Raw genomic sequence first — 14,895 nt, 5'->3', positions numbered from 1 at the left:
GCAGGAGTCCAAAACCATGATGAAAAAAGTTATCTTGACCCTGGTCGCGACCCTCGCAATCGCCACGGGTGCTCAGGCGGCAGAGGGTGGAATTGCCTGGGACAAGGCGCCGGGCAACACCAGCGACACCGCGTCGCTGCAGAACGGCGCAAAGATCTTCGTGAACTACTGCCTGAACTGTCACTCGGCGGCTTTCATGCGCATCAACCGCCTGAAGGACATCGGCCTGACCGAGCAGCAGATCAAGGACAACCTCATGTTCACGACCGAGAAAATCGGCGACACCATGAAGGCAGCCATCGATCCCAAGCAGGCCAAGGACTGGTTCGGAGCCAATCCCCCGGATCTGACCGTGATCGCGCGCTCGCGTGCGGGCCACAACGGCACGGGCGCGGACTATCTCTACACCTTCCTGCGCACCTTCTACCGTGATGACACCAAGGCGACGGGTTGGAACAACCTTGCGTTCCCGAACGTCGGCATGCCGCATCCGATGTGGCAGTTGCAGGGTGATCGCAGACCGGTTTTCGAGGAAATCGAGAGCCACGGACATAAAACTCAGGTATTCAAGGGCTGGCAGCAGGTGAGCGCTGGTACCATGTCGCCCCTGAAATACGATGAGACCGTAGGTGATCTCGTGAATTACCTGCAATGGATGGGCGAACCAGCGCAAAATACGCGCATCCGCGTGGGCGTCTGGGTTCTGTTCTTCCTGGGAGTGCTGACGTTCTTTACGTGGAGGCTCAATGCAGCCTACTGGAAAGACGTCAAGTAACCGCCAATCCATACAATGAATACCGGTCAGGCGTGCGTCTGGCCGGTCCAGAGTGGCCGCGAAAGCGTCCACTCTTTTTGACTTTTTAGGAGCCGCTCACCATGATGGTGCTTTACTCGGGTACGACCTGTCCTTTTTCACACCGCTGCCGATTCGTCCTTTTCGAAAAAGGCATGGACTTCGAAATCCGCGATGTGGATCTCTACAACAAGCCCGAAGACATCAATGTCATGAACCCGTATGGGCAGGTGCCGATTCTGGTCGAACGTGACCTGATTCTGTATGAGTCCAACATCATCAACGAGTACATTGATGAGCGTTTCCCTCACCCCCAACTGATGCCTGGTGATCCCGTGGATCGCGCGCGTGTGCGTCTATTCCTGCTCAATTTCGAAAAGGAACTGTTCGTTCACGTGAACACGCTCGAGTCGCGTGCCTCCAAGGGCAACGACAAGGCGCTGGAAAAGGCCCGCTCACACATTCGTGATCGCCTCACCCAACTCGCGCCCGTGTTCCTCAAGAACAAGTACATGCTGGGCGAAAACTTCTCGATGCTCGACGTGGCCATTGCGCCTCTGCTCTGGCGTCTCGACTACTACGGTATCGAGCTCAGCAAGAACGCGGCACCGCTGCTGAAGTATGCCGAGCGCATCTTCTCGCGCCCCGCCTACATCGAAGCGCTGACACCGTCCGAAAAGGTGATGCGCAAGTAATCGGTTTTTACCGAAGACATTGCGAACAAACGTCTGCACACCATGATCAACGCCCCGGAAATTTCGTCCACCAGGCCTTATCTGATCCGCGCGATTCACGAATGGTGCATCGACAACGGATTCACGCCCTACATCGTGGTGAGCGTGAATGATTCCGTTCAGGTGCCGCGTGAATTCGTCAAGGATGGCGAGATCGTGTTGAACGCGAGCTACGACGCAACCAGCAGTCTGCAACTCGGCAATGACTTCATCGAGTTCAAGGCTCGCTTTGGCGGCGTGGCACGCGAGATCATGGTGCCCGTGGGCCGGGTGATTGCGGTCTATGCGCGTGAGAATGGCCAGGGCATGGCGTTCCCGCCTCCGGTCGACAATCTCGATGGCTCGGTGTCCCAGGATCGGCTGCCGTCGCAGATGGATGGCTTGGCAAGCGCTTCCGCACCCACGGACGCAACCACCGAACGTCCGGTTCCACAACTCGTCCCGGTGGGTGGTGCGCAGGGGAACAACGAGGATTTCGATGAAGACAGCCCACCACCCAAGCCGCCTGCGGGTGGTGGCGGCGCACGCCCGTCACTCAAGCTGGTGAAATAAACAATCGGTGCGCAAAAGTTTTCGGGTTTTTCGCAAAACGCCCGAAAGTCAAGGCTAGAATAAGAGCTTCGCCGGTTTAGCTCAGTTGGTAGAGCACCCGCCTTGTAAGCGGTAGGTCGTCAGTTCGAATCCGACAACCGGCACCAGTACGATAAACCCTCATGCCCACGCATGGGGTTTTTTCGTTCTGCGTCGGTGATTTTCCGTTTGCTGAGCAATAAGCATTTGGACACCGATTCAGATATCGGCTCTGGCCTGAATCTTGATGCGGATGAGCTGCACGTCCCATCCCTTGGTTCGCAAATGCGCCTCGAACGATGGCAGCAGTTGTCGGAGCTTGGATGCGGCAGCGTTTCCCTTGACGAGCAGGCACCAGGTCGAACCTTCTATCGGTCCGGCCTGAATCGTTGCGCGCATGCCGGGTGGAATCAGCGGCTGTATGGCCGCGAGACGGGCGCTGGAATCGCGCGTCAACTGCGCCAGGTGTGCCAGCGCAGGCGATTTCTGTGCTGCCTGCAGGAGCGGGATGGCTTCGTGGCGTCGATGCATGTCGTGGGTTGTGATGGGGCTGGAGTCTGATCGGGATTCGGCCCGTTATTGTGCAGCGCTCCTCGCCGATGCGAGCCGCGAATTCCTTCACTTTTTTGGCGATTTCGCTTGCGAGCGTGGTTCGCGCACGTCGCTGAACGCGCTCAAACACACTTCCTTGTCAGGGTGGTCGGTGTTTTCAAGGGTGATCCACTGCGCGCGGGTAGAATCTGCGACCGAGCCCCCGTGTCCGGAGGCGAGGTAACAGGGCAAGCAACTGTTGCAATTTCCGGAACCGGCCCCATCTGATACCAATTAGTCTTAGGGATTACGGTCGTCTGGCGCGCGTTGTGCGGGTCAGACGGTCCTGTTTGCATGGCCACCAACTTTCTCACCAAATTATTTGGCAGCCGCAATGACCGGCTGCTTAAAACTTATCGCAAGACCGTTGCACGCATCAATTCTCTGGAGCCTCAATTCGAGAAGCTGAGTGATGACGAGTTGCGTGGCAAGACACAGGAATTCAAGGACCGGGTCGCCAAGGGCGAGTCGCTCGACGATCTGTTGCCCGAGGCGTTTGCCGTGGTTCGCGAGGGCTCCAAGCGAGTCATGAAGATGCGTCACTTCGACGTGCAGTTGCTCGGCGGCATGGCGCTGCATGACGGCAAGATCGCCGAAATGCGCACCGGTGAAGGCAAGACGCTGACGGCGACGCTGCCGGTCTATCTGAATGCGCTGTCCGGCAAGGGCGTGCACGTGGTGACGGTCAACGATTACCTGGCCAATCGCGATGCCACTTGGATGGGACGCCTCTACCAGTTCCTGGGCCTGACGGTCGGCATCAATCTGCCGCAGATGCCGCGTGAGGAAAAGCAGTCGGCCTATGGCTCCGACATCACCTACGGTACGAACAACGAATACGGCTTCGACTACCTGCGCGACAACATGGTCTACGAAGGTGCTTCGCGCGTGCAGCGCGGCCTGAACTACGCCATCGTCGACGAAGTGGACTCGATCCTGATCGATGAAGCGCGCACGCCGCTGATCATCAGCGGCCAGGCCGAAGACCATACCGCCATGTACGTGGAGATGGACAAGATCGTCCCCACGCTCACCCGCCAGGAAGGCGAGGCCGACCCGCGCACGGGCGAGGGCGTGACCAAGCCGGGCGACTTCACGCTGGATGAAAAGTCGCAGCAGGTCTTCTTGACCGAGCAGGGCCATGAGCATGCAGAACACTTGCTCGCGCAGGCCGGGTTGATCGCGGAAGGCGCATCGCTCTACGATCCGTCGAACATCGCGCTGGTGCACCACCTGTACTCGGCGCTGCGTGCCCATCACCTCTATCACCGTGACCAGCACTACGTCGTGCAGAACGGCGAAATCGTGATCGTCGATGAATTCACGGGCCGCCTGATGTCGGGCCGTCGCTGGAGCGATGGCCTGCACCAGGCCGTGGAAGCCAAGGAAGGCGTGGAGATTCAGGCCGAGAACCAGACGCTGGCTTCCATCACATTCCAGAACTACTTCCGCCTGTACAACAAGCTCTCGGGCATGACCGGTACGGCCGACACCGAAGCCTACGAATTCCAGGAAATCTACGGTCTTGAGACCGTGGTGATGCCACCTAATCGTCCGAGCAAGCGTGATGACCAGCTCGACCGCGTGTACAAGACGACGCGAGAAAAATACGAAGCGGCGATCACGGACATCCGCGAATGCTACGGTCGTGGTCAGCCGGTCCTCGTGGGCACGACCTCCATCGAGAACTCCGAAATCATCGACGAACTGCTCAATCGCGAGAACCTGCCGCACCAGGTGTTGAACGCCAAGCAGCATGCCCGCGAAGCCGACATCGTGGCGCAGGCCGGTCGTCCCGGCATGATCACGATTGCCACCAACATGGCCGGTCGTGGTACCGACATCGTGTTGGGCGGCAATATTGAAAAATCGATTGCTGCCGTCGAAGCCGATGAATCGCTGGACGAGGCCGCACGTGCGGCACGCGTACAGCAATTGCGTGAAGAGTGGAAGGTCGATCACGACAAGGTCGCGGCCTTGGGCGGCTTGCGCATCATCGCGACCGAGCGTCACGAATCGCGCCGCATCGACAACCAGTTGCGTGGCCGCTCCGGTCGTCAGGGTGACCCGGGCTCTTCACGCTTCTACCTGAGCCTGGATGACCAACTGATGCGCATCTTCGCGGGCGACCGCGTCAAGGCCATCATGGATCGCCTGAAGATGCCCGATGGCGAAGCGATCGAGGCCGGCATCGTCACGCGCAGCATCGAATCCGCGCAGCGCAAGGTCGAGGCTCGCAACTTCGACATCCGCAAGCAACTGCTTGAGTACGACGACGTCTCCAACGACCAGCGCAAGGTGATCTACCAGCAACGCAACGAGATCATCGACGCCGAGGACCTGAGCGGCCTGATCGCCGCCATGCGTGATGACGTGTTTGCCGACGTCGTGCATCAGTACGTGCCCGCCGAATCGGTGGAAGAGCAGTGGGACCTGCCCGGCCTCGAAAAAGCGCTCGCTGCCGACTGGCATATCGAGCTGCCATTGCAGCAGGCTGTGCAGGGCTCCGAGAGCATGACCGACGACGAAATCCTCGACAAGGTGGTGTCCGCGGCTCGCGACCAGTTCGAAGCCAAGGTGGCACTGGTCGGCAAGGAACAGTTCAACAATTTCGAGCGCGCCGTGCTGCTCGAGAGTTTCGATTCCAACTGGCGCGATCACCTCTCGGCGCTCGACTATCTGCGCAAGGGCATCCACCTGCGCGGCTATGCACAAAAGCAGCCCAAGCAGGAATACAAGCGTGAGGCGTTCGAACTGTTCCGTCAGTTGATCGACTCGGTCAAGAACGGCGTGACACGCACGCTCATGACGGTGCGCATTCCCTCCAACGACGAGCTCGACGAGGTTTCTCAGGCCATCAACCACCAGGGTGATCGGCTGGAAGGCGCGATCTACCACGGCGGTACCGATCTCGGCGATCCCGGTGATGGTCCCGAGTCGCAACCGCTGCCGGCCGAATACGAGGGCCTGCGCATCGGTCGCAACGACCCTTGCCCCTGCGGCAGCGGCAAGAAGTACAAGCAGTGCCACGGCAAACTGGCGTGAGCAAGTACCATCGGCCTTAGCCCACTCTGCGATCACCAACACGGGCTTCACGCCCGTGTTTTTGCTTGTAGGATCATGGTTTCGCGACGCGCTTGCCGCTTCCGCAGATTCCACCGATTGATTTCAATTTTCAAGGACACCGTTGTATGCCAGTGAACCTTTCCGCTCCTGATCCAGCCGCTCTGCACCCGATCGCCGGCGTGTGCATCGGGGTGACCGAAGCGGGCGTGCGCAAGGCCAATCGCAAGGACCTCACGGTCTTCCTGCTCGACGAGGGCACGAAGGTTGCCGGGGTGTTCACGAAAAATCGCTTCTGCGCGGCTCCGGTGCAGATTTGCCGCGAGCACCTGGCCAATGGCTCGGACATTCGCGCCATGGTGATCAACACCGGAAACGCCAATGCCGGCACGGGTTCCGACGGCCTTGCGCGCGCCAACGCGACCTGCGATGGGCTTGCCAGGGAACTCGGCATCAAGGCCACCCAGATTCTGCCGTTCTCGACGGGCGTGATCATGGAGCCGCTGCCCGTGGAGCGCATCGTTGCGGGCCTGCCTGCGGCCATCGCCGCCGCTACACCCGACAACTGGGGAAATGCGGCGAGCGGCATCATGACCACGGACACGATCCCCAAGGCCTTCAGCACGCAGGTGCAGATTTCAGGCAAGACGGTTTCTGTCACTGGTATCTCCAAGGGCGCGGGCATGATTCGTCCGAACATGGCGACCATGTTGAGCTTTGTCGCCACCGATGCCGACATCGCGCCCGCTCTGCTCAAGGACCTGGTGCGCGATCTGGCCGACCAGTCGTTCAACCGTGTGACCATTGACGGCGACACATCGACCAATGATTCGTTCGTGCTGATGGCGACCGGCAAGGCCGGAAACGCCGAGATCACGTCCATGGACAGCGCCGACGGCAAGCTGCTCAAGGCGGCGCTGCTCGACGTGGCGCAGAAGCTGTCACAGGCCATCGTGCGCGACGGCGAGGGGGCAACCAAGTTCATTACCATTCGCGTCGATGGCGGCAAGACGGGTGAGGAATGCCGTCAGGTGGCTTATGCCATCGCGCATTCGCCACTGGTTAAGACCGCGTTCTTTGCAAGCGATCCGAATCTGGGTCGCATTCTCGCGGCCGTGGGCTATGCGGGTATCGAGGACCTCGAACAAGGCGGCATCGACCTCTATCTGGATGAAGTGCACGTGGCAAAGCAGGGCGGTCGCAATCCCGAATACCGTGAGGAAGACGGACAGCGCGTGATGAAGCAAAGCGAGATCACGGTGCGCGTGAGCCTGGGGCGCGGCACCGCGAGCGACACCGTGTGGACCTGTGACCTGAGCCACGAATACGTGACCATCAATGCCGACTACCGCTCGTGAGTCGCACTCAAAGACAGATCGATGGACGAGACATGAACGAAGCCTTTGAGCGCTTGCTGCAACGAGCGGAACAACTGATTGATCGCATTGAATCCGTGCTGCCCAAGCCACTTTCCGCGCCGGATTGGGGTGCCTCGGTGGCGTTTCGCTACCGCAAGCGCAGCAACGGTCATGGCGTGCTGGAGCCCGTGCGCCATCTCTCGCTGCAGAGCCTGAGCGACCTGAAGGAAATCGACGGGCAAAAGGAAAAGATCGAACGCAACACACAGCAGTTCGTGGATGGAAAGCCTGCCAACAACGTGTTGCTGACCGGCGCGCGCGGCACCGGCAAATCCTCGCTGATCAAGGCCTGCCTGAACGCCTATTCTTCGCAGGGACTGCGGCTGATCGAGGTCGACAAGGCCGATCTCACCGATCTGCCGGACATCGTGGAAGTGGTGTCGAGTCGCCCCGAAAAATTTATTGTCTTCTGCGACGACCTGAGCTTCGAGGACGGCGAGGCGAGCTACAAGGCGCTCAAGTCGATTCTGGATGGGTCTGTGGCGGCGTCAACGCCCAACGTGCTGATCTATGCAACCAGCAACCGCCGCCATCTTCTGCCCGAATACATGAAGGAGAACCTCGGCTATACGCACACCGACGATGGCGAGATACATCCCGGCGAAGTCGTCGAGGAAAAAATTTCGCTGTCCGAGCGATTCGGTCTCTGGGTGAGCTTCTATCCGTTCAGTCAGGAAGAGTATCTGGTCATCGTCGCGCAATGGCTGCGATCACTTGGCGTGCCCGAAGAGGCGATGGCCGCAGCGCGTCCACAGGCACTGGTGTGGGCGCTTGAGCGAGGCTCGCGCAGTGGCCGCGTGGCTTCGCAGTTCGCACGCGACTTTGCAGGGCAGAACGCCCATGGCTGATGCGTCAGACAACGCGGTGCCGCGCAAGCATACGGAAGTGGCGGTCGGCATTCTGCTCAAGCGCGATGGCGCGATGCTCTTGACCTCGCGTCCCGAGGGCAAGCCGTATGCGGGCTACTGGGAGTTTCCGGGAGGAAAGCTCGAAGCGGGTGAGACGGTGGAACAGGCGCTGCGCCGCGAGCTGCAGGAAGAGCTCGGCATCGTCATTGGTGCGGCCAGTGTGTGGAAGATAACCGAGCACGACTACCCGCACGCCCTGGTGCGGCTGCACTGGTGCAAGGTGTTTGAATGGCAGGGTGCATTCGAGATGCGCGAGGGCCAGAACATGGCCTGGCAGGATTGGCCGCCGACCGTCGAGCCGATTCTGCCCGGCGCCGTTCCGGTGCTTCAATGGTTTGCCGAGGAGCGTGGGGTGCCGTTCGATCCGTCGCTGATTGGCTGAGCCACAGATAGACGCAACCTGTAGACGCCGGGTTGCTCAAGGCTCGAGCTTGGGGTCGCCGTAGAGGTTGTCCTCTGGCGGCGCTTCGGCAGGCATTCTGAAATCTTCATTGCCCCATGCGCCCAGGTCGATCATCTTGCAGCGCTCGCTGCAAAACGGGCGAAAGCGGTTGGACGCCGCGTACAGGCTCGGGCCGCCGCAGGTGGGGCATTTCACATATTTGGGGGCGGTGGTGCCCGATGCGGAATCTTTCTCGCTCATGCTGTCGGTCTGCGCGGTCGGTCGAGTGTTCAGTGAGTCAGGAGCAGAGGGTCAGCTCGAAATTGGCATCTTCGGTGGATGGCAACAACTTGCCACTCTCTTCCTGCTGCATCAGTCGCACCGACACCAGCAGCCGGTTTCCGCTGATCTCGGGAATCAGCTTGAATGCGGGGTCGATGCGCATGCGCAGCAGATTGAAAGTGCGGCCATGCGGCAAGGTCTGCTGGAACTGGCCACGCGTCGTCACCACCTTTTGAGGCATGCCGGAATCACGCATCAGGCGCAGCAGCAGAAAAACCGACTCGGCCAGCGGTGCCAGCGTGTGCGACCAATCCTGAAGGTCGCGCTGGCGCTTTTCGGGCGAGAGACTGCGCCATGCATGGTAGGCGGGAAGATCGAAACTGCAGGTGCCGCCTGGAATGCCCACGCGACTGCGGATGCTCATGAGCCACTCGTTGTCGGTGAGGGTCTGTCCGGTCTTGCCGCTCTGCGCGTTCAGCTCGCTGAAGCAGGTATTAAGCTGCGAGACGAAGCCGTCGAGCACACGCTCGGATATCGAAGGGTTGCCGCGGTAGGAGTCGAGCACCAGCTTCTGTTTGTCCAGATCCTTGAGCACGTCGGTCTTCAGGTCAACACGCGCGGCCACATCCATGATCTCGAAAATCGTGACCAGCGCGAAGTGATGGTCCATGGCATGCGCGCGCGGAATCAACTCGCCAAGACGGCGAAACAACTGCTCCAACCGTAAGTAGGTTCTCAGGCGTTCGTTGAAGGGGTATTCGTAGAGAATCACGCTGCGGGCTTCCCGGGCTCAGGTGGTGCTGGTGGGTTGATTTGTGTCAGCACGTTGGCGCACATCATAGCCCGAACCGCAAGGCGATCATGCGAGCTTTTGTTTGCAGATCTAACAAAGACAACCCATCGTTAAAAATCACCCAATCCGCAGCGGCCCGACGCTGCTGCCTGCTGGCTTGCGCGGCGATGATGGCTTCGACCGCTTCGCGCGCGAGCCCGTTCCTCCGCTGCACGCGGGCAATCTGGGTTTCGTGAGTGCAGTCCACCACGACCACCGCGTCGAGCTGCGATGACCAGCGGCGTGATTCGACAAGCAGCGGAATATCGAACACGATGACGCCATGGTCACGGCCCTCGGCCGCTTTGGCCGCAGCCCAGGTTGCCTGTCCGACGAGTGGGTGAACAATGGCCTCGAGCCGATCTTTGGCGCTGGCGTCGGCAAATACCAGATCTCGCATGCGGGCACGATCCAGTGCACCGGTGGCATCGAAAAACTCGGCACCGAACTCGTTCCGAATCGCGGGGATCGCAGCACCGCCCGCAACAGTGACGGACCGCGCTATCTGATCGGCATCGATGAGTGCCGCGCCATGGTCGCGCAGCATGCCGCCAACGGTGCTTTTGCCGCTGCCGATTCCACCAGTGAGTCCGACGTAGAAGCTCTTTCTGTTCAACCGCGCCATGGTTGTTTCAGCGTTAAATGCCGAGAGCCGAAAATACGCTTTGCAGCATGCGTTGCGGACCAATGATCATGGCCGTGAGGCCTCCCAATGCGAGAAATGGTCCGAATGGTATGTATTTTCCGTCACGCAATCCGTTGGTCAACTTCAGGCCAATCCCGATGATTGCGCCGATCACCGAAGCCATGAGAATGATGGGCACCAGCGCCGTCCAGCCGAACCACGCACCAAATGCCGCAAAGAGCTTGAAGTCACCATACCCATGCCTTCTTTGCCAGTCACCAGCTTGAACGCCCAGTACACCAGCCAGAGCGACAGATATCCGGCTGCGGCGCCCGCCACGGAATCAAAAAGCGGCACGGGCAGCCACTGCATCGCCGAGCCGATCAGGCCCGCCCAGACTAGCGGCAGCGTGATGCTGTCGGGCAAAAGCGTGGTGTCCCAGTCGATCATGGCGAGCGCGATGACGGCGGCGGAGAAACCGCACCACATCAGCGTGGTCATCGACCAGCCCCACTTGCTGGCGCACAGATAGAAGAACGTGCCCGTGACCAGCTCGACCAAGGGATAGCGCGGACTGATGCGCGCCTTGCAGCCTGAGCATTTTCCTCCGAGCGCGATATAGCTCACGACGGGAATGTTTTCGTACCAGCGGATCGCATGCCCGCAGTGCGGACAACGCGAGGCGGGCGTCATGAGATTGAATTTCTCCTCGCTCGCAACCACCGGCTGGTTGTTGGCGTCGATCAACCTGTAATCTTTTTCTTTGATGAAATTCAGGACGTCGCCGAGCCAGTCGCGCTCCATCATCAACGGCACCCGGTGGATCACCACGTTCAGGAAACTGCCGATCAACAATCCAAGGATGCCAATGGCGATGGCATCCATCCAATCCACACCAAACATCAAACCACCTGGCCGAGCTTGAAGATGGGCAGGTACATCGACACCACGATACCGCCGATCAGAGTACCAAGGAAAACGATAATGATCGGCTCCATCAGGCTGGACAGGCCGGCCACCATTTCGTCGACTTCCGCTTCGTAGAAATCGGCGGACTTGCCCAGCATGTGATCAATGGAGCCAGACTCTTCACCGATCGCAACCATCTGAATGACCATCGACGGAAACACATTGGCATTCGTCATCGCATTGGTCAGACTGGTGCCGGTGGAGACTTCCTGCTGGATCTTTGAAGTGGCATCGGCATAAAGGGAGTTACCCGAAGCACCGCCCACGGAGTCCAGCGCCTCCACCAATGGCACACCTGCCGCGAACATGGTCGAAAGCGTACGCGTCCAGCGCGCAATACAGGACTTGTTGATGAGATCACCGAAAATCGGCATCTTCAAAAGGGCCCGGTCCATGAACCGCTGCATCTTCTCGCTGCGTTTCCATGCCTGCAAGAAAAAGTAGACCCCTCCGCCGATGATGCCGAAGATCAGCCACCAATAGGCGACGAAGAATTCGCTGACTGCCATCACGAACAGGGTGGGAGCGGGCAGATCTGCGCCGAACGAGGTGAACACATCCTTGAACGCCGGGATCACAAAGATCATGATGACCGTCACAACAACAAAAGCCACAACGACCACCGCAGTGGGATACATCAGGGCCGAGCGGATCTTGGACTTGATCGCTTCGGTCTTTTCCATATAGGTCGCGAGACGATCCAGCAGGGCTTCGAGGATACCGGCCTGTTCGCCGGCTTCCACCAAATTGCAGTAGAGGCTGTCGAAGTACGTCGGAAACTTGCGGAACGCCCCGTTCAGCGAGGTACCGGTTTCCACGTCGCCGCGGATATCGTTGAGCAGCTTGGACACGCTTGGGTTGGTATTGCCGCGACCGACGATGTCGAACGCCTGCAGCAGAGGCACACCGGCCTTCATCATGGTCGCCATCTGGCGCGTGAACAGCGCGATGTCCTTGGGCTTGATCTTCTTGCCCGAGCGCATGCGGCGCTTCTTGATCTTGGTGGCAAGCACCCCTGGCGGCGCAGCGTGGCCTTGACCTGGTTTTCGCCCGCCGCGCGAATTTCGCCGCGCACGACCTTGCCCCCACGGTCCTTGCCTTCCCACTCAAAGACGACGTCCTTGACACCTCTTGATGCTGCAGTTGCCATATCCTGTCGAAGCTTTCCTCGATTTGTTATTCATTGGTGCAGGCCAGCACTTCTTCAAGTGACGTCATGCCAGTGCGCGCCTTGTACAAGCCCGACGTACGCAGTGACCGCACCCCTCGAGGCGTGCCTGCTTGGCGATTTCCAGCGCGCTGCCGTCCCGCAGGATGATGCGTTGCATTTCTTCGGAAATCGGCATCACCTCGTAGATGCCGACGCGTCCCTTGTAGCCGTTGTTGCAGGCGCTGCAGCCGACCGGCTTGTAGGTGACCCACGAGCCATCGATATCTTCCTCACTATAGCCTGCATCCACAAGCGCTTCGTGAGGAATGTCGGCCGGCTCCTTGCAATTCGGGCAGAGGCGGCGGGCCAGACGCTGTGCCGTGATCAGGATCACGCTCGAGGCAATATTGAACGGCGCAATTCCCATGTTGCGCATGCGCGTCAACGTGGTGGGAGCGTCGTTGGTGTGCAGGGTCGATAGCACCAAGTGACCGGTTTGAGCGGCCTTGATGGCGATGTCGGCGGTTTCCAGATCCCGGATTTCGCCGACCATGATGATGTCCGGATCCTGGCGCAGAAACGCTTTGAGCGCGACGGCGAAATTCAGCCCCGCCTTCTCATTCACATTGACCTGATTGACGCCCGGCAAGTTGATTTCGGACGGGTCTTCCGCCGTTGAAATATTCACGCCCGGCTTGTTCAGCAGGTTCAGGCAGGTATAGAGCGACACGGTCTTGCCGGAGCCCGTGGGGCCGGTAACCAAAATCATCCCGTAGGGACGGCCAATAGCCGTCAGCAGACGCGCCTTCTCCTCGGGTTCATAACCAAGGGCTTCAATGCCCAGCTTGGCGCTGCTCGGATCCAGAATACGGATCACGATCTTCTCGCCAAACAGGGTCGGCAAGGTGCTCACACGAAAATCGATGACACGATCAGCGCCGACCTTGAGCTTCATGCGGCCGTCTTGCGGCACGCGCTTCTCGGAAATGTCGAGGCGCGAAATCACCTTGATGCGCGAGGCGAGCTTTTCCTTGATCGCCGGTGGCGGGCTGGAGATTTCACGCAACTCGCCGTCCACGCGAAAGCGCACGCGATAGGTGTGCTCATAGGGTTCGAAATGCAAATCGGAGGCGCGCATGTTGAACGCGTCGATAAGCATCTTCTGCAGGAACTTGACGATGGGGGCGTCTTCGACGTCGTTCTGCCCCACGTCCTGAGCATCATCGGCTTCTTCGATGGGAACGTCGCCGAATTCGAAGTCTCCACCCGAGACAATGCTGTCCAGCGCTTCCGCTGCTCCCTTGGTGACCTTTTCGACGAACTTGCCCAGCTTGTCGTACTCGGCAATGATCCAGTCGACGCCCATCTGGGTGGTGAACTTGATCTGTTCCGCCGCTTCATGATCGGTGGGATCGGCAGTCGCAATGACCAGACGGTTGCCGCGCTTGTTCAGCACCGCGACCCGGTGCTTCAGACAGATCTTGCTGTCCAGCGCATCCTGCGGCATGCGCAAGGTGTCGAGCGCGTCCACATCGACCAGCGGTGCGCCGAACACGCTCGAGACGGTGTGTGCCAGTTCGGCCGACGTGATGATGCCCGAGCCAATCAGCTCGGCGATGAATGCCGACTTCGCGCCTTGAGCCTTCCTGACGATATCCTCGGCAGCCTTCTGCTCGAGCTTGCCAGCGGACATCAACGTCCGCGCCAACCCTGGCAGAACGATGGGAGTCACGCTTTTGGGGGCGGTATCGACAGCAGCCATGAATGCAATTGATTTGTATCGAAAATAGGAAGAACGATCCTATCATCGCTGATTAGCAACAAGCTGTACAGCGATAGTAAGACATGGGCGAGCCCCACAACGACAATCGTTGGAAATCTGTAGCTCCGCCGAAAAGTAACGAGATCAGCGTGCAATTCGCCGACAACTTGCTCAGATTTTCCAACGAGTAATGCGGTTAATTGTATGAATCTGCGTTAACGATAGTTTCCGCTGAATCGCTCCCTCACAGTGAAAATATCTGACACCTCAGGCCGACGTCCACGAGGTCCAAAATGGTTGCCTGGCTGCAACAGTTTGTCGCATTTGCGGTTCAGTTTCCTTGTCCGAGCAGGCTATCGGAAGAGGATAAAGGCAAGACGCGGCGTCGATTGACGTGACTCAAATCTGGCGAATGTAGGCGAAGTTGCAAACGAAATCGCTCCGGTTTCGAACTGCCCTCCAGCACTTAAAAGCAGGGCGCGCTTCCGGTGACCAAGAATGGAGGTAGAGTCGGCGCGTCTTTGAAATACACCCGGTGTCCAGTTTCGATATGGATAGCGACGAAGCCAACGCCGCAAGCTGATCGCTGCAAAGGCAATACGTTCGCGCGGGTGATGTAGTGAGCGCTGCTTACAAAGAACAAATCGGCGTGTCTAGGGTTGTCGCTTGCCATAAGCCATTTTGGGTCGTGCAGTTGCAGAGTGACAGTCGCTCGCGGATGCTGATGGTGCTCATTGGTACCGTGGCCGAATGCCTGCGGGCCCGATCACTTTTGGCTTATGCACTTGGGTGGCAGACGGGTCGACATGCCTTCGC

Annotated in this window: 11 protein-coding genes, 1 tRNA gene and 3 pseudogenes; 8 read left to right on the top strand and 7 right to left on the bottom strand. The window is 59.2% G+C overall.

Annotated features, from left to right (window positions below; all coding sequences use genetic code 11):
- Positions 1-19 precede the first annotated feature (19 nt).
- The 4 genes from H9K75_RS07275 (at position 20) to H9K75_RS07260 (ending at position 2,225) form a co-directional block, all read left to right on the top strand.
- Positions 20-775: a cytochrome c1 gene (locus H9K75_RS07275; protein WP_187725951.1), complete on the top strand. Its 756-nt coding sequence runs from the start codon at positions 20-22 to the stop codon at positions 773-775.
- Positions 776-876: 101 nt separating this feature from the next.
- Positions 877-1,488, top strand: a complete 612-nt coding sequence (locus H9K75_RS07270; protein ID WP_166308054.1) for a glutathione S-transferase N-terminal domain-containing protein — start codon at positions 877-879, stop codon at positions 1,486-1,488.
- Between the two features lie 42 nt (positions 1,489-1,530).
- Positions 1,531-2,079 carry a ClpXP protease specificity-enhancing factor gene (locus tag H9K75_RS07265; RefSeq protein ID WP_187725261.1) on the top strand — a complete coding sequence of 183 codons (549 nt, stop codon included), beginning with the start codon at positions 1,531-1,533 and terminating at the stop codon, positions 2,077-2,079.
- 70 nt (positions 2,080-2,149) lie between these two features.
- Positions 2,150-2,225: transfer RNA gene (locus tag H9K75_RS07260), tRNA-Thr, on the top strand.
- Between the two features lie 91 nt (positions 2,226-2,316).
- Here the strand turns inward: H9K75_RS07260 and H9K75_RS07255 are convergent.
- Complete coding sequence (locus H9K75_RS07255; protein ID WP_187725260.1) at positions 2,317-2,628, bottom strand: hypothetical protein; 312 nt, start codon at positions 2,626-2,628, stop codon at positions 2,317-2,319.
- 354 nt (positions 2,629-2,982) lie between these two features.
- Here H9K75_RS07255 and secA point away from each other — a divergent pair, with 354 nt between their 5' ends.
- From secA to H9K75_RS07235, 4 genes are all read left to right on the top strand, one after another.
- On the top strand, positions 2,983-5,733 hold the full coding sequence (secA, locus tag H9K75_RS07250; protein WP_187725259.1) for a preprotein translocase subunit SecA: 2,751 nt from the start codon (positions 2,983-2,985) through the stop codon (positions 5,731-5,733).
- Between the two features lie 146 nt (positions 5,734-5,879).
- Positions 5,880-7,109 carry a bifunctional glutamate N-acetyltransferase/amino-acid acetyltransferase ArgJ gene (gene argJ / locus H9K75_RS07245; protein ID WP_187725258.1) on the top strand — a complete coding sequence of 410 codons (1,230 nt, stop codon included), beginning with the start codon at positions 5,880-5,882 and terminating at the stop codon, positions 7,107-7,109.
- Positions 7,110-7,141: 32 nt separating this feature from the next.
- Complete coding sequence (locus tag H9K75_RS07240) at positions 7,142-8,017, top strand: ATP-binding protein (protein WP_187725257.1); 876 nt, start codon at positions 7,142-7,144, stop codon at positions 8,015-8,017.
- Positions 8,010-8,459 (top strand): NUDIX domain-containing protein, encoded by a 450-nt coding sequence (locus H9K75_RS07235; protein ID WP_187725256.1) that lies wholly within the window; start codon positions 8,010-8,012, stop codon positions 8,457-8,459. Before H9K75_RS07240 ends, H9K75_RS07235 begins: the two co-directional genes overlap by 8 nt.
- Before the next feature lie 36 nt (positions 8,460-8,495).
- On the opposite strand, the gene H9K75_RS07230 is transcribed toward H9K75_RS07235, so the two are convergent.
- From H9K75_RS07230 to pilB, 6 genes and pseudogenes are all read right to left on the bottom strand, one after another.
- Positions 8,496-8,720, bottom strand: a complete 225-nt coding sequence (locus H9K75_RS07230) for a DNA gyrase inhibitor YacG (RefSeq protein ID WP_187725255.1) — start codon at positions 8,718-8,720, stop codon at positions 8,496-8,498.
- Positions 8,721-8,757: 37 nt separating this feature from the next.
- Positions 8,758-9,513, bottom strand: a complete 756-nt coding sequence (gene zapD, locus H9K75_RS07225) for a cell division protein ZapD (protein ID WP_187725254.1) — start codon at positions 9,511-9,513, stop codon at positions 8,758-8,760.
- A 64-nt stretch (positions 9,514-9,577) separates the two neighbouring features.
- A complete protein-coding gene (gene coaE, locus H9K75_RS07220) occupies positions 9,578-10,198 on the bottom strand; it encodes a dephospho-CoA kinase (protein WP_187725253.1) in 621 nt (206 codons plus the stop codon).
- A 13-nt stretch (positions 10,199-10,211) separates the two neighbouring features.
- Positions 10,212-11,101: pseudogene (locus H9K75_RS07215) on the bottom strand (prepilin peptidase).
- Positions 11,101-12,317, bottom strand: a pseudogene (locus tag H9K75_RS07210) (type II secretion system F family protein). The pseudogenes H9K75_RS07215 and H9K75_RS07210 overlap by 1 nt, the downstream one beginning before the upstream one ends.
- A gap of 26 nt (positions 12,318-12,343) precedes the next feature.
- A pseudogene (gene pilB, locus H9K75_RS07205) lies at positions 12,344-14,079 on the bottom strand (type IV-A pilus assembly ATPase PilB).
- Between the last annotated feature and the right edge of the window lie 816 nt (positions 14,080-14,895).

This window comes from Diaphorobacter aerolatus (assembly GCF_014489535.1).
Lineage (GTDB): Bacteria > Pseudomonadota > Gammaproteobacteria > Burkholderiales > Burkholderiaceae_C > Diaphorobacter_A > Diaphorobacter_A aerolatus.
This window is presented reverse-complemented; position numbering and strand designations above follow the sequence as displayed.

Bases quoted from the DNA above. Each gene is read 5' to 3' on its own strand.
- H9K75_RS07265 (WP_187725261.1), top strand. From the start codon at position 1,531: ATGATCAACGCCCCGGAAATTTCGTCCACCAGGCCTTATCTGATCCGC.
- secA (WP_187725259.1), top strand. From the start codon at position 2,983: ATGGCCACCAACTTTCTCACCAAATTATTTGGCAGCCGCAATGACCGG.
- H9K75_RS07230 (WP_187725255.1), bottom strand. From the start codon at position 8,720: ATGAGCGAGAAAGATTCCGCATCGGGCACCACCGCCCCCAAATATGTG.
- H9K75_RS07270 (WP_166308054.1), top strand. From the start codon at position 877: ATGATGGTGCTTTACTCGGGTACGACCTGTCCTTTTTCACACCGCTGC.
- H9K75_RS07235 (WP_187725256.1), top strand. From the start codon at position 8,010: ATGGCTGATGCGTCAGACAACGCGGTGCCGCGCAAGCATACGGAAGTG.
- H9K75_RS07240 (WP_187725257.1), top strand. From the start codon at position 7,142: ATGAACGAAGCCTTTGAGCGCTTGCTGCAACGAGCGGAACAACTGATT.
- H9K75_RS07275 (WP_187725951.1), top strand. From the start codon at position 20: ATGAAAAAAGTTATCTTGACCCTGGTCGCGACCCTCGCAATCGCCACG.
- coaE (WP_187725253.1), bottom strand. From the start codon at position 10,198: ATGGCGCGGTTGAACAGAAAGAGCTTCTACGTCGGACTCACTGGTGGA.
- H9K75_RS07255 (WP_187725260.1), bottom strand. From the start codon at position 2,628: ATGCATCGACGCCACGAAGCCATCCCGCTCCTGCAGGCAGCACAGAAA.
- argJ (WP_187725258.1), top strand. From the start codon at position 5,880: ATGCCAGTGAACCTTTCCGCTCCTGATCCAGCCGCTCTGCACCCGATC.